This is a genomic window from Prochlorococcus marinus str. MIT 1013, assembly GCF_027359395.1.
Lineage (GTDB): Bacteria > Cyanobacteriota > Cyanobacteriia > PCC-6307 > Cyanobiaceae > Prochlorococcus_B > Prochlorococcus_B marinus_E.
Genome location: NZ_CP114778.1, coordinates 1,397,526 through 1,423,767 on the forward strand (window position 1 = coordinate 1,397,526; position 26,242 = coordinate 1,423,767).

The 26,242-nt window shown below is 34.6% G+C and carries 23 protein-coding genes; 15 read left to right on the forward strand and 8 right to left on the reverse strand.

All coding sequences use genetic code 11. The annotated features are described in order from the left end of the window. Window positions 1-14 precede the first annotated feature (14 nt). Both cobA and O5633_RS08175 read right to left on the reverse strand, forming a co-directional pair. Window positions 15-800 carry a uroporphyrinogen-III C-methyltransferase gene (gene cobA, locus O5633_RS08170; RefSeq protein WP_269609148.1) on the reverse strand — a complete coding sequence of 262 codons (786 nt, stop codon included), beginning with the start codon at window positions 798-800 and terminating at the stop codon, window positions 15-17. Then, window positions 797-1,609, reverse strand: a complete 813-nt coding sequence (locus tag O5633_RS08175) for a CbiX/SirB N-terminal domain-containing protein (protein WP_269609149.1) — start codon at window positions 1,607-1,609, stop codon at window positions 797-799. Before O5633_RS08175 ends, cobA begins: the two co-directional genes overlap by 4 nt. A 234-nt stretch (window positions 1,610-1,843) precedes the next feature. Here O5633_RS08175 and O5633_RS08180 point away from each other — a divergent pair, with 234 nt between their 5' ends. From O5633_RS08180 to O5633_RS08200, 5 genes are all read left to right on the forward strand, one after another. After that, on the forward strand, window positions 1,844-3,505 hold the full coding sequence (locus O5633_RS08180) for a ferredoxin--nitrite reductase (protein WP_269609150.1): 1,662 nt from the start codon (window positions 1,844-1,846) through the stop codon (window positions 3,503-3,505). Window positions 3,506-3,546: 41 nt separating this feature from the next. Then, window positions 3,547-3,708, forward strand: coding sequence for a ferredoxin--nitrite reductase (locus tag O5633_RS08185; RefSeq protein WP_269609151.1), 162 nt, complete (start codon window positions 3,547-3,549; stop codon window positions 3,706-3,708). A 62-nt stretch (window positions 3,709-3,770) separates the two neighbouring features. Beyond that, complete coding sequence (locus O5633_RS08190; RefSeq protein ID WP_269611339.1) at window positions 3,771-4,661, forward strand: formate/nitrite transporter family protein; 891 nt, start codon at window positions 3,771-3,773, stop codon at window positions 4,659-4,661. A 218-nt stretch (window positions 4,662-4,879) separates the two neighbouring features. Next, a complete protein-coding gene (locus O5633_RS08195) occupies window positions 4,880-5,590 on the forward strand; it encodes a capsid protein (protein ID WP_269609152.1) in 711 nt (236 codons plus the stop codon). 6 nt (window positions 5,591-5,596) lie between these two features. After that, the gene (locus O5633_RS08200) at window positions 5,597-6,655 is read left to right on the forward strand and encodes an anthranilate phosphoribosyltransferase family protein (RefSeq protein WP_269609153.1); all 1,059 of its coding nucleotides are present in this window, start codon (window positions 5,597-5,599) and stop codon (window positions 6,653-6,655) included. 21 nt (window positions 6,656-6,676) lie between these two features. Here O5633_RS08200 and O5633_RS08205 read toward each other — a convergent pair whose 3' ends face one another. Continuing rightward, window positions 6,677-7,108 (reverse strand): GNAT family N-acetyltransferase, encoded by a 432-nt coding sequence (locus O5633_RS08205; protein ID WP_269609155.1) that lies wholly within the window; start codon window positions 7,106-7,108, stop codon window positions 6,677-6,679. A gap of 109 nt (window positions 7,109-7,217) precedes the next feature. Here O5633_RS08205 and O5633_RS08210 point away from each other — a divergent pair, with 109 nt between their 5' ends. The 4 genes from O5633_RS08210 (at window position 7,218) to O5633_RS08225 (ending at window position 12,487) form a co-directional block, all read left to right on the forward strand. Then, a complete protein-coding gene (locus O5633_RS08210; protein ID WP_269609157.1) occupies window positions 7,218-8,462 on the forward strand; it encodes an MFS transporter in 1,245 nt (414 codons plus the stop codon). Between the two features lie 60 nt (window positions 8,463-8,522). Next, window positions 8,523-10,652 (forward strand): polyphosphate kinase 1, encoded by a 2,130-nt coding sequence (ppk1, locus tag O5633_RS08215; RefSeq protein ID WP_269609158.1) that lies wholly within the window; start codon window positions 8,523-8,525, stop codon window positions 10,650-10,652. A 155-nt stretch (window positions 10,653-10,807) separates the two neighbouring features. After that, window positions 10,808-11,830, forward strand: coding sequence for an RpoD/SigA family RNA polymerase sigma factor (locus O5633_RS08220; protein ID WP_269609160.1), 1,023 nt, complete (start codon window positions 10,808-10,810; stop codon window positions 11,828-11,830). Window positions 11,831-11,833: 3 nt separating this feature from the next. Continuing rightward, a complete protein-coding gene (locus O5633_RS08225; RefSeq protein WP_269609161.1) occupies window positions 11,834-12,487 on the forward strand; it encodes a diacylglycerol/polyprenol kinase family protein in 654 nt (217 codons plus the stop codon). A 14-nt stretch (window positions 12,488-12,501) separates the two neighbouring features. Here O5633_RS08225 and O5633_RS08230 read toward each other — a convergent pair whose 3' ends face one another. Continuing rightward, a complete protein-coding gene (locus O5633_RS08230) occupies window positions 12,502-13,572 on the reverse strand; it encodes a 3-deoxy-7-phosphoheptulonate synthase (RefSeq protein ID WP_269609163.1) in 1,071 nt (356 codons plus the stop codon). Window positions 13,573-13,725: 153 nt separating this feature from the next. Between O5633_RS08230 and acnB the strand changes: the two genes are divergently transcribed. Both acnB and O5633_RS08240 read left to right on the forward strand, forming a co-directional pair. Continuing rightward, complete coding sequence (acnB, locus tag O5633_RS08235) at window positions 13,726-16,326, forward strand: bifunctional aconitate hydratase 2/2-methylisocitrate dehydratase (protein WP_269609164.1); 2,601 nt, start codon at window positions 13,726-13,728, stop codon at window positions 16,324-16,326. Window positions 16,327-16,336: 10 nt separating this feature from the next. Continuing rightward, window positions 16,337-17,695: a ClC family H(+)/Cl(-) exchange transporter gene (locus O5633_RS08240; RefSeq protein ID WP_269609165.1), complete on the forward strand. Its 1,359-nt coding sequence runs from the start codon at window positions 16,337-16,339 to the stop codon at window positions 17,693-17,695. Here the strand turns inward: O5633_RS08240 and O5633_RS08245 are convergent. After that, window positions 17,687-19,006, reverse strand: coding sequence for an O-antigen ligase family protein (locus O5633_RS08245; RefSeq protein ID WP_269609166.1), 1,320 nt, complete (start codon window positions 19,004-19,006; stop codon window positions 17,687-17,689). The two genes, O5633_RS08240 and O5633_RS08245, sit on opposite strands and share 9 nt — an antisense overlap. Continuing rightward, a complete protein-coding gene (purU, locus tag O5633_RS08250; protein ID WP_269609167.1) occupies window positions 19,003-19,857 on the reverse strand; it encodes a formyltetrahydrofolate deformylase in 855 nt (284 codons plus the stop codon). The genes O5633_RS08245 and purU overlap by 4 nt, the downstream gene beginning before the upstream one ends. Window positions 19,858-19,937: 80 nt before the next feature. Between purU and O5633_RS08255 the strand changes: the two genes are divergently transcribed. Continuing rightward, the gene (locus O5633_RS08255) at window positions 19,938-21,053 is read left to right on the forward strand and encodes an NAD(P)/FAD-dependent oxidoreductase (RefSeq protein WP_269609168.1); all 1,116 of its coding nucleotides are present in this window, start codon (window positions 19,938-19,940) and stop codon (window positions 21,051-21,053) included. Between the two features lie 14 nt (window positions 21,054-21,067). On the opposite strand, the gene dnaK is transcribed toward O5633_RS08255, so the two are convergent. Beyond that, window positions 21,068-22,960 (reverse strand): molecular chaperone DnaK, encoded by a 1,893-nt coding sequence (dnaK, locus tag O5633_RS08260; RefSeq protein ID WP_269609169.1) that lies wholly within the window; start codon window positions 22,958-22,960, stop codon window positions 21,068-21,070. 116 nt (window positions 22,961-23,076) lie between these two features. On the opposite strand from dnaK, the gene O5633_RS08265 reads away from it, so the two are divergent. The 3 genes from O5633_RS08265 (at window position 23,077) to rpsF (ending at window position 24,981) form a co-directional block, all read left to right on the forward strand. Then, complete coding sequence (locus O5633_RS08265; RefSeq protein ID WP_269609170.1) at window positions 23,077-23,964, forward strand: shikimate dehydrogenase; 888 nt, start codon at window positions 23,077-23,079, stop codon at window positions 23,962-23,964. A gap of 22 nt (window positions 23,965-23,986) precedes the next feature. Beyond that, a complete protein-coding gene (locus tag O5633_RS08270; protein WP_269609171.1) occupies window positions 23,987-24,445 on the forward strand; it encodes a Tic20 family protein in 459 nt (152 codons plus the stop codon). Between the two features lie 74 nt (window positions 24,446-24,519). Continuing rightward, entirely contained in the window at window positions 24,520-24,981 is a 462-nt protein-coding gene (rpsF, locus tag O5633_RS08275; RefSeq protein ID WP_269609172.1) for a 30S ribosomal protein S6, read from the forward strand. A 32-nt stretch (window positions 24,982-25,013) separates the two neighbouring features. On the opposite strand, the gene O5633_RS08280 is transcribed toward rpsF, so the two are convergent. Continuing rightward, a complete protein-coding gene (locus tag O5633_RS08280; protein WP_269611340.1) occupies window positions 25,014-26,216 on the reverse strand; it encodes an argininosuccinate synthase in 1,203 nt (400 codons plus the stop codon). Window positions 26,217-26,242 lie beyond the last annotated feature (26 nt).

Sequence of the window (26,242 nt, forward strand, 5' to 3'; positions counted from 1 at the left end):
AACTTAAAAACTGTCTATATAGGAATTGGGAATGTCACTTCAGCTGGCTTTGGAGAGCAAGCTTCTACTTGAAAATCCACAACTGAACCTATTACAACAATCGCAGGAGACCTTAAATTTTCTTCTTGAACTCGCTCAAAAAGCCTAACCAAAGGGCTCTTAATATAACGTTGACCAATTACAGTCCCCTGCTCAATAACTGCCGCAGAAGTCTCAGGATTCATACCACCAGCAATCAACTCTGCTGAGATAAATTTTAAATTATGAACACCCATATATATAACGATTCCATCACTGGATTTCGCTAAAGACCGCCAATTTACAGCTGGGCGTTTTTTATCAATCCCCTCATGTCCAGTCACAAAAGTAACTGAAGATCCAGCAAGTCTATGAGTAACAGGTATCCCAACATAAGCAGGAGCAGCTATACCAGATGTAACCCCAGGTACGACTTGTACTGGAACCCCTTTTTTATGAAGATAAGAAGCTTCTTCCGCACCTCTACCAAACAAAAATGGATCACCACCTTTTAATCTAACGATACAAGAATAACTCTTTGCTAAATCAAACAAAATATCATTCGTTGTCCTCTGAGGTACCGAATGATGACCACGCCTCTTGCCTACTGAATGGAGTTGACAATTTGAGGAAACTAATTCAAGTAGCTCTAAAGGAACTAAAGAGTCGTATACAAGCGCATCACATTTACTAATTAGTTTTTGCGCTTTAACTGTTAATAAATCGGGATCACCAGGACCGGCTCCGACAAGATGTACAGTGCCAAACTGATTTGTATTCATGGCAAGTTACCCAAAATATTAACAAGACCACGATGAATGATATCAATCTCAAGCAAAGATTTCAGCTGCTCTCCTTTACTATCAATTTCTACATTTTTGTTGGGAGTCAAAAGATAGGGAATAGGAAGATAATTCTTCTCCTTTTTAAAAGTATATTGATTCCATATAGACCATGAATAAAGAGGAATATTGAGTAATTTTTCTAAGGACTTAAGAAAAACACTTGAAATATCTGAAGAGACAGGGTGATGAATCAATGCAGGTTTAACAAAAGGTCTCTGACTAGTTATCAGATCATCTATTAATGATAGCCATGGCATAAAAGAACCTAGGAAAGGAAACAATTTTATATTTTGTCCCTCTTCTTGCAAACGTTTAAATATTTTTGGTACATCAATACAAACATGACTTCCAGGTAACAGAAAAAGAGGAACTAAAACCACTGATCTATTACCGATGTCAATTTGCTCTGGATTATCATCAGTTAAAGCCTCTATTGAAACAGAGCGATTTTTAAGCCGTTTTAATTGGTCAACCAAAGAAAGAAGAGATGGATGTATCTCACCACCTCGAGAACCATGAACTAATAAATGTAAATGGTGAGGAGGCTCACAATTAATTCTATTTGGTAACAAAGACAACTTTTGATGGACATCTGAAGATGTATTAGTACTTTCAACTAATTTATTAAAATTCAAATGATGAGAAGTTTTAGATACTCGGGAACAAATAATTTCAGACGAGGAGAAGGCGTTGATCGAAGAAACACTCAATACAGAGGAAGAAGAAGATTCAAAAGTACGTTTCATAGAGACCTTTTTGCTATGAAAGAGGTTTGGGAAATGCTCAAAAGTGGAGCGATTAGAAGCCTCGGAGAAATTGGACGCCAATACTAAATGAGAAACTTTGAAACCAATTAATCAATTAAATGGATAAATATGGTGTATTGAATGATACCAAAAAAAATTATAATTTTGGTAAAAACTGATACATACAAGCCTTAGATTTTGACGGTTAATAATATATGTCATTTCTCAATACTAATGGTTCAATATTATCTAGAAGGCAAAAAACTAAATCAAGTCGAGAAAAATAAAGCTGCTAAAGATGGACTTGAAATAGGAAAGGATATAGATAAATTTGCTGAAATGGGATGGGAGGAAATGGATAAAACAGATTTAGAATTAAGATTGAAATGGTACGGGATGTTTTGGAGACCAAAAACACCTGGAAAGTTTATGTTAAGGCTAAGAATACCTAATGGAATAATCAATGCAGAACAATTAAATGTAATTGCGTCAATTGTTGCAAGATATGGAGAGAATGGAAGTTGTGACATAACAACTAGGCAAAATATACAACTTAGAGGTGTTTTAATTAGTGATTTACCTGAGATATTAAATAGATTAAAAAAAGTAAACATATCAACAACTCAATCTGGATTTGATAATCCAAGAAATGTTACTGGAAATCCAATTGCTGGAGTTGATCCAGAAGAAATTATAGACACAAGAAAATATACATCAAAAATGCAAGATCATTTAATTAAAGAGGGCAAAGGAAATTCAGAATTTTCAAATCTTCCAAGAAAATGGAACACAGCTATAGCTGGCTCTAAAGATAATTTTCTTTTACATAACGATTTAATTTTCCATCCAGTTAAAATTAATGATGTTTTAGGTTTTAGTGTTTGGGTTGGAGGTGTACTTTCATCAGTAATGAATGAATATGCAGTTCCATTAAATGCCTGGGTTGAAGAAGAAAAAATTTATGAATTAACATCAATTATTTTATCCCTCTGGAGAGATAATGGGGAACGCAATATAAGACCTAAAGGTAGGTTTAGATTTTATTTAAATAAAATTGGTATTGAAACATTTAGAGATCTTGTAGAAAAGCAATATGGAGAATTAAAAGAAGATCCAGGTTCAATCTTTGCAGATAAACCAAGATCATTTTTTGGAATTCATCCTCAAAAACAAGAACATAAATTTTTTGCAGGAATTCATGTTCCAGTAGGTCGCCTTTTAGCTGAAGATTTACAAGATCTAGCAAATATATGCGAAGCTTTTGGTGATAGTGAAATAAGACTAACCGAAGATCAAAATATTATTTTTACTAATATAGATACAAATCTAATTGAAGAATTTAAGGGGCAATCTCTCTTACAAAAGTTTCCATTAGAACCAGAAACTATTGCAGCAGGTACTGTTTCTTGTACTGGAAATACCTATTGTGGATTCGCTCTAACAAATACAAAAGATCAAGCTTTAAAAATCTCGCATGAATTAGACACAGAATTAGATTTGAAAGACGAATTAAAGATTCATTGGACCGGATGTCCTAATAGTTGTGGGCAAGCCTACATGGGAGGAATTGGTTTAACAGGTAAAAAAGCTAAAAACAAAGAAGGAAAAACCGTTGAAGCTTACGATATAAGCATTGGTGGATCACAAGGACCTAATTATAAATTAGGAGAATTAATAAAAAAATCTGTCCCTCAAGATGAATTAAAAGATGTACTAAAAGATTTACTTATCTCAAATTTTGAGGCAAAAGAAAAAATATTTTTAAGTAAAAAATCTGGTTCATTATCTCGATTTATGAATTGGTTTAGTCCTCTTGGCAAAGATAAACCGCTGATTAATCGAGCTAATGGCAGCCCAGACTTCTTTTCCAAATTTATGAATCGAATTAGTAATTAATTCGATTTTATAAAAAATTATTTTTCTTACTTTTTAAATTTATGACTCAAAGTACTTCTCAAATGAACTACGTCTTACCTAAAGATTCTATTTCTCGTTTCATGAATTGGTTTAGTCCTCTTGGCAAAGATAAACCGCTGATTAATCGAGCTAATGGCAGCCCCGACATCTTTTCCAAATTTATGAATCGAATTAGTAATTAATTCGATTTTATAAAAAATTATTTTTCTTACTTTTTAAATTTATGACTTCAAGTGCTTCTCAAATGGACTACGTTCTACCAAATGAATTGGTAGATGGAATGATTGCTGCAGGTGGAAAGAAATCATCTGTAAGCGTAAAAAACTTGCTAATAAGAGGCTTCTATTCAGGAGCAATTTTAGGTTTAGCGACATGTCTTGCAATTACTATAGGTATTCAATCTGGGATGCCTTGGTTAGGTTCTTTTATATTTCCTTTTGGTTTTGCAAGTATCGTCCTTTTCGGTATGGAGCTTGTTACTGGTAATTTTGCGTTACTACCAATGGCCGTATGGGCTGGAAAGAGTTCTTGGTCTGCAACTGTAAGGAATTGGCTATGGGTTTGGATCGGTAATTTTCTAGGTACAGCATTTGTTGCAGTTCTACTATCCATAAGCTTGTCCAGTGCTGGAAATGTTGATCCATTAACTGCTGCTGAAGGTGGAAAGGGATGGGCAGTTGTTGCAGCAAAAATAATAGCTATACATAAAGCAAACACAGTTGTTAAATATGAAGCACTTGGCAGTACTGGTTTTTTCCTTGCATTTTTACGTGGAGTAATTGCAAACTGGCTGGTTTGTTTAGGTGTAACAATGGCACTTGTAAGTAAAAGTGTTCCAGGAAAGATACTTGCTTGCTGGCTACCTATAACTGCATTCCAAACAATGGGAATGGAGCACATAGTAGTTAATATGTTTTTGCATACAACTGGTCCTCTACTTGGTTCTGGTATTCCTTTTACAAAAGTAATTTTTTGGAATTTCTTACCAGTGACGATTGGAAATATTGTTGGAGGAATGGTATTTATTGGAATGCTTTTCTATAGCACTCACAAAACTCCAATCTCTAACGTTTTACCTGCCGTCAAAGATGAAAAACTAGAAAGAGAGGTAGCAGCACAACTTGGTGCAAGATAAAATTAAAAAAATTAAATTTTAAACTAAATTAAGAAAGCCTAGAAAGTTGTATTCTAGGCTTTCTTAATATGTCTACTATTCAATAGTTATTAATAGAGTTTTAAAAGATTTTCAATTAATCTCTAAACAAATCAGATACTTGACTTGATTAATAAACAAATAGTAAATTAAAAAATTATTCTGATTAATTATTTTCTAATCCACTCAATTTAAATTCTATGATTATTGAAGAAAGCAATATATGGGATACCATTAATAACGCGAAAAAAAAGAAGCCAAGCGCTGAGTGGCTTAAGACTGCATACAATCCAAATATTAACTTTGAACTTAGACAAGAAATCGCTATTCGCTTGGGACAATTATCAAAAGTAGGATGGATAAAAATAAAAGATCTACTTAAGACGTATGGAAATAAAGACGAACTAATCCTTGCTGCAGGACTGACTTATCAAGATGATGCCAAAGAATGGCTCTTAAACCATCTTTATAGTGATGACACAATGAACATCAAAGTCGTAGAAGCTTTGGCTTGCTTTGGAGGAACCTTACCGATTGAGCTTATTAAAAAAACATTAGAAGAAAAAAGTGAACAAATGAAAATAGCTGGTTTAGAATTATTAAAATTCAAAGCTCATTTACTTTCTGATTGTGATTTACTTGACATAGCAAAATCTCCTTTAAATGATTTCAGAGAAGAGATAGTGATCAAAACACTGACAATAATTCAAAGACGTGAAAGCCTAGATATCTGTAAAGCCATCCGCGATGTAATACAAAAAGGCTCGGATAAATCTGCATACTATGGACTAATGGCTCTTGGTTCAATCGGTACTGAAATTAGTAAAAAAATCCTATTAGATTTAGTTAAAAATTTAAAGAATGCTGAGCGCAAAGAACTTGCAAAAAAACAACTTAACTTTGAAATATAAACCCCAATGACAAATAAATATGAAGAATTTAAAACCTATTTAAAAAAAATAGGTAGTGGTGAGTTTACAGGAAAAAGTCTTACTCGCGAAGAAACTAAATCAGCTCTCAAACTGATGCTGAATGAAGAAGCAAGTGCAGCACAAATTGGTGGCTTCATGATTGCACATAGAATTAGACGTCCTATCCCTGAAGAATTAGCCGGGATGATTGATGCCTATATAGAACTTGGACCAAAAATTCAATCACCCAGTAATCAACGTCAACCTATATTTTTTGGAATGCCTTTTGATGGTCGAAAAAAAACTGCACCTATATATCCTCTAACATCTTTACTATTACTAACGCAGAAACAACCTGTTATTTTGCATGGTGGTTCTCGTATGCCTGTGAAATACGGCGTTACTCATAACGAACTTTTTCAAGCCTTAGGATTAAATTTAACCGGTCTATCAATTACTCAACTGCAAAGTTTTTTCAACCATAACGAACTTGCTTTAATCCATCAGCCAGATCATTTTCCACTAGCTGAAAATTTAATACCTTATAGAGATCAAATAGGTAAACGACCACCGCTAGCCAGTATGGAATTAATCTGGACATGTCATCAAGGAAAGCATCTACATATAAGTGGCTATGTTCATTCTCCTACTGAAGAAAGACACTGGAAAACACTTGAGCTTATGGATGAAGAAAACGTAATTACTGTTAAAGGACTTGAAGGTGGAATAGATCTGTCAATAAGTCGTGCATCAACAATTGGTCAGTATAAAAATCAAAATGGAACTAGAGCAGTTTTTCATCCCAAAGACTTTGAATATTCAGGACAAGATCTTGAATGGACCAACATCGAAGACTGGCAGAGATTTGCTTTCCAAGCTCTTAATGGCGAGGGCCCATTAATTAAAGCACTAGAATGGAATGCTGGTATTTACTTTTTTTATGCAGGCTTAAGTTCTGATATTAAAGTTGGAATCAATAAAGCAAAAGAAGTAATCAATTCAGGATTTGCTTTAAAGCAATTAGAAAAATTAATTAATTGGAGACAAGCAAATATTGATTCATAAGAAGACTTTTAAAAAAGATATTCAATGCAAAGTTTTTGCCATTAAATAGCGTAAAAAATGAACACCTCCTATTTGAATCTCCTCAGGAGCAATAATTGTCCATCCATGACGTAAAAGCAATTGATAGCTACATAAACTTGCCTCTGTTTTTAAATTGAAAGGTCTATCTTTGAGAGTGTCTTCCTCAATTTGATGTAATAAAGCTGTAGCGTGACCCTGTCGTGACGAACGCCCTCGGCAATAAAGTAATGCTAAACGATTAGTTGGATATCTCAAAGCAAATGCTTCAATCGTCTTATTAACACAACTCACCCAACCAACTCCTTCCCTAAGAGGTTTATCTAAAATCCCAGGGAGATAAGCCAAGGAAGTCCAAGCATCAATCTGCTTCTGGCTGTATAAGGATTTATCACAAGTTCGAATAGCATCTTCATAAACTTCTCTTAGAGCCATTTCATCAGAACTCTCACAAGGTCGCAAATATCGATTTAGACTGTTTTTACTAAATGAAGCCAAGTTCTCTGACAGTATGAGAAGGTGAATAAATTATGAGCTATTTGCATTGAGAAGGCTAAAAATTCCCACCCTTTTAGGAGCTTTCATAACACTTCTAGATGATCGATTAGGCGAAACCATTGTTTTGCCTTTATTACCTTTTTTATTAGAACAATTCACGACAAGCGCGACTACTCTTGGTTTTTTAACTGGAACTTATGCAATATCTCAGTTTGCTGCAGCCCCACTAATTGGAGCTATGAGTGATCGTTTCGGTCGTAAGCCAATCATGATCACATGTGTATCTGGTTCAGTAATAGGAATATGTCTATTTGCATTAACTGTAAGCCTGAATTGGGATAATTATTTACCTTTATGGGCCTCAACTTTACCTTTATCTTTACTATTTTTAGCCAGAATAATTGATGGTATAAGTGGTGGTACCGCATCTACTGCTACTACAATACTTGCAGATATATCAACTCCCGAAAATCGCGCAAAAACCTTTGGATTAATTGGAGTAGCGTTTGGTTTAGGTTTTATTCTTGGGCCAGGATTAGGAACAGCTCTTGCTAAATTTAGTGTTACTTTACCTGTATGGGTGGCAAGCGGATTTGCAATATTTAATCTTATTTTTGTAATTTGGTTTCTACCGGAAACACTGCCCAAAAACAAAAGAAATTTACTACCAAGAAAAAGAGATTTGAATCCAATTAGTCAGCTATTAATTGTATTTAAAAACCCCTTAGCTAGAAGACTTTGCTTATCATTTTTTGTTTTCTTTATGGCATTTAATGGCTTTACAGCTGTTTTAGTCCTTTATTTAAAAGAAAAATTTGGATGGAGTCCTGAATTATGTAGTGCTGCTTTTATTGTCGTTGGAGTTATTGCGATGATTGTTCAAGGAGGCCTAATTGGTCCTCTTGTAAAAAGATTTGGGGAGTCGAGATTAACTTTTGCTGGTATTGGCTTTGTAATGACAGGATGCATTCTTTTAACGCTGGCAAATATAGACACGTCAATTCCACTTGTATTTTCTGGCGTCGCAATACTTGCAATGGGAACTGGACTAGTAACTCCTAGTTTAAGAGCACTAATTTCAAGAAGACTAAGTTCCATAGGTCAAGGAGCAGTATTAGGAAATCTGCAGGGTTTACAAAGTCTGGGAACTTTTCTTGGAGCCATAGCAGCGGGACGCTCATATGATCTTTTGGGTCCAAGAAGTCCATTCTTTGGGACAATATTGCTTCTACTATTTGTTATGTTTTTAATTTCAGGGAAAAGTCCTACTAAGCAAAAAGTAATTTCCTAGACTAATAGATGATCAAAATATTAAAATAATAATTAGAAATTGAATAAATTGGTTGTAGATATGACAAATCCAAAAATCAATAATGAAACTTATATTAATCGTGAACTCAGTTGGATAGATTTTAACAAACGTGTTTTAGAACTTGCTATAGAAGAGGAAACGCCACTACTAGAAAAAATTAAATTCAGTTCAATCTTTAGCAATAATTTAGACGAGTTTTTTATGGTTAGAGTTGCTTCTTTAAAATCACAAGTAGAAGGTGGAATCTCAAAAAGAAGCCAAGATGGAAAATCACCTGAAGAACAACTTATTGAAATTCGAAATTATTTAGACCCTATTTTAAAGACTCAGCAATATAAAACAATACAATATATAGAAGAAGATTTTAAAAAAGAAAATATATATATTCTTGAATATAAAGAATTAAATCAAAAACAAAAGGTTTGGATAGATAATTATTTTATAACTGCAATTTTCCCTATACTAACCCCCTTAGCAGTTGACCCTTCTCATCCATTCCCGTTTATAAGTAATCTTAGTTTAAATTTAGCTGCAATTATCGTCGATAGTGAATCAGATAAAGAACAATTTACCCGCATAAAAATTCCTGGGGAGAGTATTTCCAGATTTATAAGTATTCCAGCTGAACTACATGGTAATGAATCAATAAAATACACAGGTATTGCGATAGAGCAAATCATTGCAAATAATCTATCCATGCTTTTCCCTGGAATGAGTGTTAAAGAATATTCGTTCTTTCGCGTTACAAGAGATGCTGATCTAGAGCTTCGAGACATTGAAGCTGATGATTTAATGAGTGCACTAGAAGAAGGTTTACGCAAGCGTCGCAAAGGAGGTGAAGTAGTCAGGCTAGAAGTCTCTACAAATACGCCAAAAGTAATTCTTGATCTTTTACAAGAAGGGATGAATATTGACAAAGAAAATTTATATCAAATTGAGGGATTATTAGCATTAGATGAATTAATAGAATTAACAACTTTCAATCTTCCTAAATTAAAATTTAAAGAGCATCAAGGCGTTACTCATAATTCACTCAAAAATAGTCAATTGCGTGAACAAGAAGAATTAGATATTAGAAATAAAAGCAATTTTAAAAGTATATTCTCTATTATTCGCCGTAATGATTTACTAGTCCATCACCCATACAACCTTTTCTCGACATCAGTCGAGGAGTTTATTAATCAAGCTGCGGAAGATAAGCAAGTAATGGGAATAAAAATGACTTTATATAGAATTTCCAAAGACTCTTTAATTATTGATGCATTAATAAGAGCTGCTGAGAAAGGAAAGCAAGTTATGGCTCTAGTTGAGCTAAAAGCAAGATTTGATGAAGATAATAATATCCAATGGGCAAAACAATTAGAGCAAGCTGGAGTTCATGTTGTCTATGGAGTCATTGGACTAAAAACTCATACAAAAATCGCTTTGATTATAAGAAAAGAAAAAAACAGATTAAGAACATACTTTCATATTGGGACTGGTAATTATAATTCGAAAACTTCTAAAACATATACAGATTTTGGCTTGCTATCTTGTCAACCTGAACTTGGTCAAGATCTTATTGAGCTATTTAATTATCTGACGGGATTTGCTAAACAAAAATCCTACAGAAAATTATTAGTTGCACCGGTAACTCTTAGAAGTGGTATAGAAAAACTAATAAAAAGAGAGATCAATTATGCAAAAAATGGCTTACCAGCCAAGATAATAGCCAAAATGAACTCCTTAGTTGATCCAGAAATCATAAAATTACTTTATGTAGCATCACAGGAAGGAGTAAAAATTGAACTTATAATTAGAGGAATGTGCTGCCTATATCCTCAGAAAAAAGGCTTAAGCGAAAATATAAAAGTAACAAGCATTATTGGTAGGTTTTTAGAGCATTCAAGAATCTTTTGGTTTAATAACGATGGAGATGCAGAAGTATTTATTGGTAGTGCAGATTGGATGAGGCGTAATTTAGATAGAAGAGTTGAAGCAGTTACTCCTATTGAAGACAATAAGATTAAAAAAGAAATTAAACATTTATTAGATTCTTATTTAGAAGCAAATAAAGACTCTTGGAACATGCAAAGTGATGGAAGCTACACCAAAAATCAAATTTTGAATGATAAGAAAAAATTTATTCAAGAAAAAATTATTAAGCTATATAAAAAAGAAGAAACTTAAAAAATTTCATAGCTTTTTTCAAAACATTTAATCTGTTTTTTTGATGCGCTTTATACCTAATTAGGCAAAAAATCATAAATTTTTCGTTTCAATTAGTCAACTTCTCCTTATAAGTGCTAACTTCTTAATAAATCTAATTTCAAGAGGCCAGGGTGATGGGGATCCCGCTGGAATCTGCCAAAGAAATTTCTGATGTTTCATCAGGGAAGTCTAATTCGGCAAGCACAAGTCAAAAACTATCTGCATCAACTGTAAGCAGTCAAAAATCTCGAAGTTCTAGAAGACAAAGTAATCGTCTAGCTACTGATTCGATAGGTTTCTATCTCACAAGTATAGGAAGAGTCCCACTTCTGACTCCTGCAGAAGAAATTGAGCTTGCTCATCATGTTCAACAAATGAAAGATTTGTTAAGCCTTCCTCTTGAACAACGCTCTACCCGTCAGAAACACAAAATAAAAATGGGTAAGCGGGCAAGAGATCGCATGATGGCTGCAAATCTGAGACTTGTTGTAAGTGTTGCAAAAAAATATCAAAACCAAGGTCTCGAATTACTTGATTTAGTTCAAGAAGGAGCAATTGGATTAGAAAGAGCTGTTGATAAATTTGATCCTGCAATGGGTTATAAATTCTCAACCTATGCGTACTGGTGGATAAGACAAGGGATGACTCGTGCCATTGATAACAGTGCTAGAACTATTCGACTGCCAATACATATCAGCGAAAAACTTTCAAAAATGCGCCGCATATCGCGGGAATTATCGCATCGATTTGGTAGGCAGCCAAATCGACTGGAGTTGGCAAATGCAATGGGTATTGAACCTCAAGATCTAGAAGATCTAGTCTCGCAAAGCGCGCCATGTGCGTCTCTTGATGCTCATGCAAGAGGCGAAGAAGATCGTAGTACTCTTGGAGAATTAATTCCAGACCCAAATTCTGATGAACCCATGGAAGGGATGGATAGAAGTATTCAAAAGGAACACCTTGGAGGATGGTTATCTCAATTAAATGAGAGAGAGCAAAAAATCATGAGACTTCGCTTTGGCCTCGATGGAGAAGAACCACTTACTCTTGCTGAAATTGGAAGACAAATAAATGTTTCTAGAGAGCGTGTAAGACAACTTGAGGCAAAAGCAATTTTAAAATTGAGGGTAATGACTACTCATCAAAACGCTGCTTAAACATTGGCTATTCAAATAGCTATTTTTGTTATTACGTTATGGATAATTATAATTTTATTAATTGCATTTTTATGTAAAAGATATTTTCCTCAGAAAGAAGAGTTAAGTAGAAAAATTATTCATATTGGAACAGGGCCTGTAATTCTTTTAGCGTGGTTATTTGATATTCCAAAAAATATAGCTTTTTTAACTGCATTATTGATCACCATAGCCTTAGGTGTTAATTATCAATATCGTTTATTACCTGCCATTGAGGATATCGAGAGAAAAAGTTTTGGAACAATTGCATATGGTATCAGTATCACAGTTTTACTTTTACTTTTCTGGCCTCGCTATGCGTCATCTATTTCCATAGGAGTACTATCAATGGCTTTTGGTGATGGATTAGCAGGTTTGATCGGAAGGTCTATTAACTCTCCAAAATGGTCAATACTTGGTCAAACGAAATCAATTGTTGGAACATTAACAATGGGGTCAGTAGTAGCTATAACAACTTCAATTATCTCTTCAACTAATAATTTAGGCATACAGCCTCTAGAAATTATAGTCATCTCGCTAATAGCAACTGTTTTAGAACAAATAAGTCCTTGGGGTATTGACAATTTAACTGTTCCTATTGGAGTAACTTGTATAGGGATATGGTTAGTAGGAATATAAAAAACCAACTAAATTTATTTGACTGATTCAGCTAATTCCTCTAATAAAACTTCAGTTGTAGAAAAGTTTATGCATGCATCCGTAACACTTTGCCCATAGGTAAGTTTTGACAAGTCTGAACTTAACTTCTGATTACCCTCAACAAGATGGCTTTCAATCATTACGCCCATTACATTCTTTGATCCACCTTTTAATTGTGATGCAACATCCCGTAAAACTTCAGATTGTCTACGAAAATCTTTATTTGAGTTGCCATGACTACAATCAACCATGACTTTTCCAGGCATCTTAAATTGTGCCAATTCATCTGTAATTAAATTAATTGCATCAAAATGATAATTAGTTCCATTCTTACCACCTCTTAGAACAAGATGACCATCTGGATTACCTGTAGTACTCACTATCGAAGCGTGACCATCGTTATTAATTCCTAAAAAATGATGAGGTTTTGAAGCCGCTTGCATTGCATTAATCGCTATCGTTGCTGTCCCATCAGTACCATTCTTATAACCAACAGGCATTGACAATCCAGACGCCATTTCACGATGAGTCTGACTCTCTGTCGTTCTTGCTCCAATAGCAGTCCAACTAATCAAATCAGCAATATATTGAGGAACAACTGGATCAAGCAATTCAGTAGCAGCAGGCATTCCTTTTTTAGCTAAATCAAGCAATAAACCTCTTGCTTTTCTTAAGCCAGTATTAATATCGTAAGAATCATCAAGATGAGGGTCATTAATAAGTCCTTTCCAACCAACAGTTGTACGAGGTTTCTCAAAATAAACACGCATAACAATTTCTAGCTGCTGACTATATTTATTTCTCAATGGAGCTAAACGATTTGCATATTCAATAGCAGCATCAACATCATGAACCGAACATGGTCCAACAATCACCAAAATTCGTGGATCAATACCATGAAGAATGGATTGAATCTTTTTTCGAGTAGTAGAGACAACTTCTGAGGTTCCCTTATCTAAAGGCAAATCTCTATGAAGTAATGCTGGTGACATTAATGGACGAGTCTCAACTACATGAAGGTCAGAGGTGCTATCCACCATTGAAAAATATGATGAGGTGGACATTTAAAGCGTGATCATAGATATAAGATTAGAGAAGTATCAGTCATAGGGGGGTAATAAATTGCATTATCTGAATGATTATTCAAAAAACATGCAGTTGTAAACAATGAAAACAAAAGACTCTCACTCAAATACCTTCTCTATTGAGATTTAAAAATGCTAAAAAGCTACTTATCACATGTTGCAGAAAGAGAAGCATTAGGAGTCCCTCCGCTTCCTTTAGATGCAAAACAGACTCAAGCTTTAACAGAATTATTAGAAAAACCAGATAAAGAAATCGATCAAAACTTTTTACTTGATCTTCTTATCAATCGAATTCCTCCTGGGGTTGATCAAGCCTCTTATATCAAAGCCACTTGGCTTAGCTCAATTGCTCTAGAAGAATCAAAAAGTCCATTAGTGAGTCCTTTAAAAGCAACTGAACTTTTAGGTACAATGATTGGCGGATATAATGTATCAGCATTAATTGAAATACTAAAATCTAAAGATAAAGAATTAGCAGCATCAGCCTCCAAAGCATTAAGTAATACTCTTTTAGTTTATGATGCTGTAAACGACATTTTAGAATTAGCAAAAAATAATATTTATGCAGAAAAAGTTATAAATAGCTGGTCCGATGGAGAATGGTTTACTAATAAACAACCCTTAGCACAGGAAATAACAGTAACGGTATTTAAAGTTGAAGGAGAAACAAATACAGACGACCTTTCTCCCGCAACTCATGCAACAACAAGACCAGATATTCCTTTACATGCTTTAGCAATGCTAGAGACTCGAGATCCAGAGGGTTTAAGCACTATTGAAGAATTAAAAAAGAAAGGACATCCAATAGCATATGTTGGAGATGTCGTTGGAACAGGAAGCTCTAGAAAGTCAGCAATAAACTCTGTCCTTTGGCATACAGGACAAGACATACCTTACGTGCCAAATAAAAGAGGGAGTGGTGTTGTAATAGGAGGCAAAATTGCTCCTATTTTTTTTAATACTGCTGAAGATTCAGGTGCTCTTCCAATTGAATGTGATGTAAGCAATCTCAAAACAGGAGATGTAATTACTATTTTCCCTTACAAAGGAGAAGTTAGAAGAAGTGAAAATAAGATAAAGAGTGGAGAACTTCTTTCAAAATTTGACTTAAAACCACAAACTATTACTGATGAAGTAAGAGCAGGTGGGCGAATCCCTTTAATGATTGGAAGAGCTTTAACAGACAAAGTTAGAGCAAAATTAAAACTTCCTGCCTCTACTCTTTTTATCCGTCCTGGTCAGCCACCTGCATCAAAGCATGGGTTTACACAAGCTCAAAAAATGGTTGGGAAAGCTTGCGGTTTAGAAGGCGTACTCCCTGGTGCAAGTTGTGAACCAATAATGACAACAGTTGGTAGTCAAGATACTACTGGTCCGATGACTAGAGATGAAATGAAAGAATTAGCTTGTTTAGGGTTTTCTGCTGATTTAGTTATGCAGAGTTTCTGCCATACGGCGGCATATCCCAAGCCCGTTGATATCAAAACCCAAAAAGAACTTCCTGATTTTTTTGCTGAAAGAGGGGGCGTAGCATTAAAACCTGGTGATGGAATTATTCACAGTTGGTTAAATAGAATGCTTTTACCAGACACTGTCGGGACTGGTGGCGACAGTCATACACGATTCCCCTTGGGCATCTCATTTCCAGGAGGTTCGGGAGTTGTGGCATTTGCTGCAGCCATTGGTTCCATGCCTTTAGATATGCCAGAGTCAGTTCTTGTACGTTTTAAAGGATCTTTACAGACTGGCGTCACTTTAAGAGATGTAGTTAATGCCATTCCTTGGATGGCTATACAACAAGGTCTTCTGACAGTCGCAAAAGAGAACAAAGTTAATGTGTTTAATGGAAAGATATTAGAAATAGAGGGTCTACCAAATTTAAAATTAGAGCAAGCCTTTGAACTAACTGATGCAAGTGCAGAAAGATCATGTGCGGGATGCTCTATTCAACTCTCAGAAGAAACAATCAGTGAATATTTAGAAAGCAATATTGTTTTACTTAAAAATATGATTGCTAGGGGATATAAAGACGCAAGAACAATAAATAGAAGAATTAAAGAAATGAAAGATTGGCTAAAAAAGCCAGATTTACTAAAAGCTGATTCAGATGCTCAATACTCAGAAATTTTAGAAATAGACTTGAATGAACTTAAAGAACCTGTTTTAGCTTGTCCTAATGATCCTGATAACGTCAAACTTTTAAGCGAAGTAGCAGGTACTCCTATTCAAGAGGTTTTTATTGGTTCTTGCATGACAAATATTGGACATTATCGAGCCGCTGCGAAGATCCTCGAAGGAGAAGAAGAAAATGCCGCACGATTATGGGTCAGTCCGCCAACAAGAATGGACGAAGAAATTCTGAAGAAAGAAGGATACTACGAAATCTTTGAAAAAGCTGGTAGCCGAATGGAAATGCCTGGTTGTTCTCTATGCATGGGCAATCAAGCTCGTGTAGAAGATAATTCAACTGTTTTCTCAACCAGTACAAGGAATTTCAACAACAGATTAGGAAAAGGAGCTCAGGTGTTCTTAGGAAGTGCAGAACTAGCCGCTGTTTGCGCTTTGTTGGGTCATATACCTACAACTGACGAATATCTTGCAATAGCTTCCAAAAAAGTTTCCCCTTTAACTCACGAAATATACAGATACTTAAACTTTGATGAAATACCAAACTTTATCGAAGATGGCCGTGTAATAACAAAAGAAGAAGAGGCCTCTATTTTACAAACCTAAATTGAATTAAATGATCAAAAGTCAAAGTCAAAATCCCGTTCAAAAGAAATCAAGTCAAAGCATAAAAAAACTTCTTCAAAGAAAATGGTTAAACGTAATTCTTGCTCTCATACTCACAGGTTTAGGAGCAGCATTAACGGGAATATTATTTAAAACTGGAATTCATGCTTTAGAAGATTATCGATCAACTCTTCTTATATATATGCCTAGATGGATAGTTTTACCAATATTAGGAGCATTAGGAGGCTTAATTTCAGGATCACTCATTCAAAATTTTGCACCTGCAGCAAAAGGAGCAGGAGTAAGTCACATCATTGCATTTCTTCGCCATAAACGAGTCCCTATGGGATTAAGAGTGGGGATTGTAAAACTATTTGCTGGAATAATTGCTATTGGGAGTGGATTTCCACTAGGCCCAGAAGGCCCAGCAGTACAAATGGGAGGATCTGTTGCCTGGAAAATGGCTAAATGGCTAAAAGCCCCTATTTCATTTCGCAGAGTCATAGTTGCAGCAGGGGGAGGAGCGGGAATTGCAGCAATTTTCAGTGCACCTATTGGAGGATTTGTTTATGCAATTGAAGAACTCCTAAATTCAGCAAGGCCAGTAGTTCTCTTACTAGTAGTAATAACAACATTCTGGGCTGATAGTTGCGCAGATATTTTGCAAGCAATTGGACTAGATCAAAAAGCTGGTGGATTTGTTAATAATTTAGGTTTTCAATTAGAGAGAGCATATACACCAGTAATCGAATTCTTTCCAATAGATTTTATATACCTAATAGTTTTAGGAATCTTACTTGGATTCTTAGCAGAAATGTATTGCAAATATGTTTTAAAGATGCAAGTTCTAGGAAACAAATGGTTTAAAAATAAAACTATTCAAAGAATGAGTTTGTCAGGATTATTACTTGGCTCAATGTATTCAATAATTCCAGAAAGTTTTCACAATATCGAAGGATTGCAAAAGATTATTGTTAATGAAAGCAGTAGTTTCACGCTTGCAATAAGTATATTTTTAGTTTTATTTTTTGCTTCTGGTTTAGCAGCCGCCTCTGGAGCTCCAGGTGGTTTATTTTATCCAATGCTCACCCTAGGAGGGGCAATAGGATTAGCCAGCGGTATCGGAGTAGAAGCACTTACGGGCCATGTGCCAACAACATATATTTTTGCAGGTATGGGTGGATTTGTAGCTGGTTGTTCAAGGACACCTTTAACAGCAATGTTTTTAGCCTTCGCCTTAACTAAAAATCTCTTAATACTAAAACCACTTTTAATTACATGTATAGCTAGCTTTTTAACTGCTAGAATATTTAATGAACATTCAATTTATGAAAGACAAATTACAATTGAAGAAGGAGAATTAAGATAAAACTTTTTGAAATTTTTTTAATGAAATTTTATTGCTTGTAGATTCATCAATCATACATTTAAGACCTATCAATAATATCCAGCCTAAAATATTTATTCTGCTATCAAATAGTGGAATATCTGTCGCATGAAAACAAATCAAAATCAAAGTAGAAGTCCACCAAGCTCGATCAATAATTATGTTTTTTTGATGATTTAAATTATTAAATATTCTATAAAAAGAGGAAATCAATAATAAGCCAAACACAAATATATTAATCAAAAAAGAAACTATTATGCCATGGCTAACTGCTAATTCTAAAGGCAAATTATGGGAATGGCCGTGAAACAACCCTGTCCTTAAAGGGTAAATAATTGAGAAAGCTGCTGCTCCCCAGCCTAACCATGGTTTTTCAAAAATTAATGTAGCTGCTGTTGTCCATTGGCCAATACGTGTTGCTTCAAAAGGTCTAGTATCTATAAACTTCATATCATTCAATCTCATCCATATAGATTCAGGCACAATACTTCTTGCAAATTGTTGTATGCCAAAATCAAAAATTGGCAAAACCGCAATAAAAACTGGTAACAAACAAATAAACATTAAAGGTATTAACCAACTCCATGATGCTGAACCAATAACTAGCGGCAATCCTAAAAAAATTGCACCCCATGCGTTTCGAGAGTCAGTCAAAATCATTGCGGAAACAAACGCAATCAAGAGAACAAAAGAAATAACTCGATTTCGTCCAAGAATAAAAGGATACAAAACAGAGGCCAAACAGAATGACCATACGCCTGATAACCATGCAGCAGTGATATTCGCGTAATCAAACAATCCAGACAATCTACCTAAAGGCTCTCCACCTGGAGAAATAAACCAAATTATTAAACCATCAAAAAGCTTCCAAGGCCCCTCCCATCCAAGCCATAACTGACCAAAACCAGTGATCAAAACAGGAAGACTTCCTAAGACAAGCCAAGAAGCACATTTTCTTCTTCGTTCAGGAGTTATCAAATATGGTTGAAAGCCCCAAAAGCACCAAAAAAATGGCAACCAATTAAAAAGACCAAGCCATGCTAACCAACCCTGATCAGAACGAATACAACCAAGCAACATCAAAAAAGAAGCGAGAACTAGCGGATAATTCCAATATTCCCTCCAATAAAAATCCCATCTTTTGAAACTTCCTTCAAAAAGAGCTACAAGCAAAAAAACATAAGAAATCAACGCACTTGAGGGCAAACAAAATACACCTATCTGAAAACAACTCCAGCCAACATTCTCTGAGAAATTATTTTTTAAATTACAGAAGTAAGCATTATTTATCATGTAAACACAGCAGTTCTACCCCTATAAACAATAACTTGTCGCCTTAAATGCAATCTTAAGGCTCTTGCTAAAGCAACTCGCTCCAGATCTCTACCCTTTCTTATTAAATCTGACACTTCATCACGATGACTAACAGTAGAGATTGTCTGTTCAATTATGGGCCCAGCATCAAGATCCTGAGTAACATAATGGGCCGTTGCTCCAATTAATTTCACTCCCCTTTCCCAAGCTTGATGATATGGTTGAGCACCTTTGAAAGCGGGTAAAAAAGAGTGATGAATATTGATTAAATTAGGAAACTTTTCTAAAAATGAACTACTTAAAATTTGCATATATTTAGCCAAAACCCCTAAATCAATTTCGTACTCTTTTAATAAAGCTAAAATTTTACTTTCTGAAAACGCTTTATTATTTTTATCTACTTTTATAAGTTTAAAAGGAATAGAAAAACTTGAGCAAATCTCCTCTAAATCTGAATGATTCGAAATGACTAAAGGAACATTCATACATAATTCGCCTGCCTTAACTCTCCACAAAAGATCAACTAAACAGTGACTCTGCTTGCTAACAAATATTGCAACATTAGGAAAATCATCAGAGAAGCTCAATACTGCTTTCCCATTCAATCGCTGCTCAAGTAAACTTACCTCAGTATTTATTTCATTTTTATCAAGCAAAAAACCATCTAAATCCCACTCAATACGGCTAAGAAACAATTTTGCATCTGCATCTGTATGGTGATCAGCATGTCTAATATTCCCATTTTTACTTGCTATCCAACTTGCTAAATCACTTACAAGCCCTGGCTGATCAGGACAAATGAACTGCAAGATAACTGTTTTGATGCTCACTCCAGCTATATCGTTAAACTATTCTCTTTTTTAGACCACCCATAGAAAATTAACAAGCGAATTTAATAGCATTTGTGCAAATGAATAGCCAAAAAGCAAACAAGAATCAAACAGAAATCTCAGTCATTGGTGGTGGGATAGCAGGAATTACAACTGCCTTTTATCTAGGAAAAAAAGGTTATAAAGTAAATTTAATCGACCCAAGAGTCAACTCAGAAATAAATAATTTAAGTCCTACAAATGGAACACAAGCTGCTCTCGGTGTCCTTATGGGAAATGTCCACAAGAAATCAAAAGGAAGGTCTTTTTTACTACGAAATAAAAGTATGAAATTATGGAAAAAATGGCTTATTGAAATTAACTCTTCTGATTCAAATGTCTCTTTCGAGAAACCATTAGTTAAATTAGCAAGTTCTGAAAAAGAATATCAATCTATGATTGAGCTGAGTAAAAATAAACAGGAATATGGAATTGAACTTTTGGATAAAACCTCTTTAAATTTTTGGAATTCAATCTTTGAAAAAAAATTAATAGGAGGGTTAATCTCTACTGAAGATGGTCGATTAAATCCTATAAATTTAATAAAATCATTATTGAAAAGTCTTGATCAAATCAAGGTAAATAAAATTGAAAATAGTGTTATTAAAATAAGAAAAAATCTAACTTCAAATAAAAAAAGATGGAAAATCTATTTAGAAAATAACCAATATATAAATCAAGATTTTATCGTGATTTGTACTGCATTAAATACTCAAAAATTAGTGAAACCATTAGGTCATGAAATACTTTTAGAGCCGATATTAGGACAAGTTTTTGAATTAGAATTAGAAAATATTAATATGAATTGGAATAAATGGCCTGCAATATTAAATTATCAATCTATAAATTTTATACATCATAATAGCAATAATATGATTGTAGGAGCAACCGTCGAAAATGGCAATATACCAAGTTTATCTGAAAAAAAAGAGATGTTAAATATGAACAACACTGCTCCAAAATGGATGAGACAAGCAAAAGTATGCCGTGAATGGAACGGTATCAGAGCTAGACCAAAGAATGAGGCTTCTCCATTAATAAAAGAATTAGAACCTGGATTATTAATTAATACAGGTCAATACAGAAATGGTATTTTATTGGCTCCTTCATGCGCTGAATGGATTGGACTTAAGATAGATATAGCGAATCAATATTAGTTGAAAATTTTAACTTATTTTGATTCAGTAAATTCAGCGTCAATAACATCGTCACCATCAGTTTTGCTATCAGTATTAGAACCATCAGCAGCTTGTGAAGCAGCATTTGCTTGTTGATATACAGAAGCTCCTAATGCATACAATTCTTGTTGAAGCTCTTCAACTAAAGACTTCATAGTTTCATAATCATCTTTTTCAATGGCATCTTTTAACTTAACGCGTTTCTCTTCGACTTTGGTTTTTGCATCATCATCAACTTTATCGCCAAGTTCTCCTATTTGTTTTTCAGCTTGATAAACAAGTGTTTCAGCTTGATTTTTTATATCAATTTTGTCACGCTTTTCTTTATCAGCAGAAGCATTCATTTCTGCATCTTTGACCATTTTATCAACTTCATTATCTGACAAAGTAGATGCACCGGTAATAGAAATACTTTGCTCTTTACCACTTCCTTTATCTTTTGCGTTGACACTAAGAATTCCATTAGCATCAATATCAAAAGTCACTTCAATTTGAGGAACTCCTCTGGGAGCAGGAGGGATTCCATCTAAACGAAAGGTCCCCAAGCTTTTGTTATCAGAAGCCATTTCGCGTTCGCCTTGTAAAACATGAATTTCTACATTTGTTTGGCCATCAACTGCAGTTGAATAAGTCTCGGCTTTTTTGGTAGGCACAGTAGTATTTCTTGAAATCATTTTCGTCATAACCCCACCCAAAGTTTCAACTCCAAGAGATAAAGGAGTTACATCAAGTAGCAAAATATCTTTAACTTCACCAGCAAGAACACCACCTTGAATAGCAGCTCCAACAGCAACTACTTCGTCTGGGTTGACAGTTTGATTTGGATCTTTAGTTGTAACTCTTTTGACTAACTCTTTGACTGCTGGCATTCGGGTAGACCCTCCAACCATAACAATCTCATCTATTTCTCCAGTAGATAATTTTGCATCCTTTAAAGCTTGTTCTACAGGAACCCTACAACGGTCAATAAGTTTCGACGCTAACTCCTCGAACTTACCTCTTGTGAGAGTCAAATCAAGATGCTTTGGTCCTTCAGGCGTAGCTGTAATGAATGGAAGATTTATTTCACTTTGAGTCGCATTAGATAATTCTATCTTGGCTTTTTCAGCGGCTTCAGTTAAACGTTGTAGTGCTTGTTTGTCTTGGCGTAAATCAATGCCTTCATTCCCTTTGAATGTGGAAGCCAAATGATCAACAATCACTCGATCAAAATCATCCCCACCTAGATGAGTGTCTCCAGATGTAGAAAGAACTTCGAATACTCCATCACCTACTTCTAAAACAGATACATCAAAGGTACCTCCACCCAAATCAAAGACTAAAATTCTTTCATTGCTTTTTTTATCTAAACCATATGCTAGTGCAGCAGCAGTTGGCTCATTAATAATTCTGAGAACTTCTAAGCCTGCAATCTTTCCTGCATCTTTAGTGGCTTGGCGTTGCGAGTCGTTGAAGTACGCAGGTACTGTAATTACAGCTTGAGTGACTGATTCGCCTAAATATTTTCCAGCATCTTCAGAAAGTTTTCTTAAAACTTGAGCACTTACCTCTTCAGGAGAGAACTGCTTATCAAGTATTGGGCATTTTAATTTAACGTTAGAACCTGCCTTTTCAACTCCATAGCTTACTTCTTTAGATTCGTCATTTACCTCATCAACCCGTCGACCAACAAATCTCTTTGATGAATAAAAAGTATTTTCAGGATTCATCACCGCTTGGCGTTTAGCAATTTGTCCGACTAATTGATCCTGATTCTTTGTATATGCGACCACAGATGGAGTTGTTCTAAATCCTTCAGCATTTGCTATTACAGTAGGCTTGCCGCCTTCCATAACAGCAACACAACTATTTGTAGTTCCTAGATCGATTCCTACAACCTTCCCCATGAGTGAGTAGCTCCTAAATTCTTTCTTTAAGTAACATCCTCGTCAGTGAAACCTATTTGAGGCGAGGCGTGGTTCCCGAACAGTCTCTTAGCACTTTTGAACCTAACTAAGCATAAATGAACACTATCACAGGAAAAACTAGTCTGGCAGGACTTCTCGGACAACCAGTAAATCATTCTCTTTCACCGATTATGCATAACGCCGCATATGAAGAAATGGGACTTGACTGGTGTTATGTAGCGATGCCCTGCGATGGAGAAAATCTAAAGAAAGTCATAACAGGCTTAAGAAGTATAGATTGCAAAGGATTAAATATAACTATTCCCCACAAACAAGAAGTTATAAAAACTTGTAGCAAACTAACTAAAGTTGCAAATGATATCCAAGCCGTTAACACACTAATACCAGAAAAAAATAATCAATGGATAGGAGCAAATACTGATATGGAGGGGTTTCTAATGCCATTAAAAAATCAAAATTTAATCAATAAACATGTGGTCTTACTTGGTTGTGGAGGGAGCGCGAGAGCAGTAGTTATGGGGTTAAGTACTTTAAATATTAAACGAATAACAATAATAGGCCGCAATGAAAATTCATTAAATACTTTCGTAAAAAGCATGAAAAACTTATTATTAAAGAAAAATATATTAATTGAAGGTATTAATAATATTAAATTCAATATTACACAATATATTGCAGATGCTGATTTAATTGTTAATACAACTCCAATAGGGATGAATAACAAACAATCTGAACCAGAAAATATTCCACTTGGCCACAAAGTATGGGAAATTTTATCTAATAAAACTATTTTATATGACTTGATTTATACTCCAAGACCAACAAACTGGTTAAAGCTTGGAGAACAAAAAAATTGTTTAACAATTGATGGGCTTGATATGCTCGTAGAGCAAGGTGCTTTATCAATAAAATTATGGAGTGGTTTTAATAACGTTCCTGTTCAGAAAATGAAATCATCTGCAAAAAAACATTTAATGGTTTAATCTAATAAAAATCAAATTGCTAATGCCTTCAATAGGAGCAAAATTATTAGGTGTTTTTCTATATATGATTCCATGGGCTGATTGTCTTATTTTTGGTAATCATTTATATATTAAATATCCGATTACTCAAATTATTCAAATCCCAGCAATTCCAATCATATTAATAGAAAGATCAATACCTTTTGGAAATTTATTATTATTTTTAGCTATTTTTATTGGACTAGTAAGAAATAGTAAAGCATCTTATTTTTTACGTTTCAATGCACTCCAATCGTTATTAATCAATATTTGTATAATCATAGTTGGTTTTATATTCGAAATTTTCCTCAGTCCTTTTGGAAACTCATTAATTATAAGAACATTCTCAAGTACTTTATTAATAAGTCTTTTTTTCATGATTACTTATTGTGTTTGGTCTTGCACACAAGGAAATGAACCAAATTTGCCAGGAATCAGCCAAGCAACAAAAATGCAATTGTGAAAAGTTACCACTTCAGTATAAGATTAAAATTCCGCCGCTCTTAATGAGCCATAAAGTCCTAGTCGGAAATTTCTATGTCTGATCAACCCTATTACGAAACTATGTACATTCTTCGTCCGGACATACCGGAGGAAGAAGTTGATAGTCATTTAAAAAAATATAGTGAAATGCTTGAGAAAGCAGGTACAGAAGTATTGGATAGTCAAATGAGAGGCAAAAGAAGACTTGCTTATCCCATTGCAAAACATAAAGAGGGAATTTACGTTCAATTAAGCCATAAAGGCGATGGACAGCAAATTGCAATTCTAGAAAAAGCTATGAGACTGAGTGAAGACGTTATTCGTTATCTAACAGTTAAACAATATGGACCTTTACCTACTCCAAAACCCACTTCTAAAGATGGTGATGGTGAACCTAAGATAACTGCAACAGATAATGAAAACAAAAAACCTCCAGAAAATAAAACTGAATCTCCCACTCAAGAAACTACTAAATCCACCACTAAAGACGAGACAAAAGAAGAGGCCAACGAGTAAAGATATAGCTTAAAAATCAAAAATTAATTATTTTACTTATTTATCCAAGACCAAATTCGACTTGGTAATCCCCATACATAAATAAATCCTTCAGCAGATTTATGGTTGAACTTATCCTCTCTTCCATAAGTAGACATATCAGAAATATATAAACTATTGTCTTTTGACTGTCGACCAATTACATCAGCGTTACCCTTAAAAAGCCTTATTTTCACTGAGCCATTGACCTGCTTTTGAGAATAATCTATAAATGCATCCAAAGCTTCTTTTAAGGGACTAAACCAGAAACCTTGATACACCAAATTAGCCCATTGTCTTTCCAGTCTGAATTTAGTATTTAATAAGTCAGCGGGTAAAGTTAAACTTTCAATTTCTTGATGAGCTTTAATTAATAAAAGCAAACCTGGTGTTTCATAAATTTCTCGACTTTTAATTCCCACTACTCTGTCTTCAATAATATCCAAACGTCCAAACCCATGTTTTCCTGCCAAGCTATTAGCCTTCTTGATAAGAGATACTGGCTCCATTGGGGCACCATCAATAGCAACTGGATTACCATTTTCAAAAAAGATTTCAACTATCTCAGGTTCATCAGGTGAATCAGCAATAGAAGAAGTAATTCCAAAAACTTCATCTGATGGCATCTCAAATGGATCTTCAAGAGGACCAGCTTCAATACTTCTACCTAAAAGATTCAAATCAATAGAATAAGGATTTTTTTTACTTACAGGAGGAACTATTCCATATTTTTCTCCATAAGCAATTGTTTCTTCACGACTCATACCCCATTCTCGTGCTGGTGTAATCAATTTCAAATCAGGAGCTAAAGCTCCAATAGTGACGTCAAAACGAACTTGATCATTACCTTTACCAGTACACCCATGAGCAACTCCATCAGCATTTAATTCCCTTGCAATTTGAACTAGTTTTTTTGCAATTAATGGCCTTGCTAAAGCAGTTGAAAGTGGATATTTACCTTGATACAAAGCATTAGACCTAATTGCTGGAAAAGCAAAATCTTCAATAAAAGGCTTTACTAAATTGCCAACAAGTGATTCAGAAGCACCAGCAGAAATAGCCTTTTTTTTAATTTCATCAAGTTCATCACCCTGACCAAGATCTGCTGCAAAAGCAATTACATGCTCAACTCCATACTCGTTTTTCAAATAAGGAATACAAACACTCGTATCGACTCCTCCTGAATAAGCCAAAACAACTTTTTTAGCTCTTCCCATATGTTTATCTCCTTGAAGGAAATTCA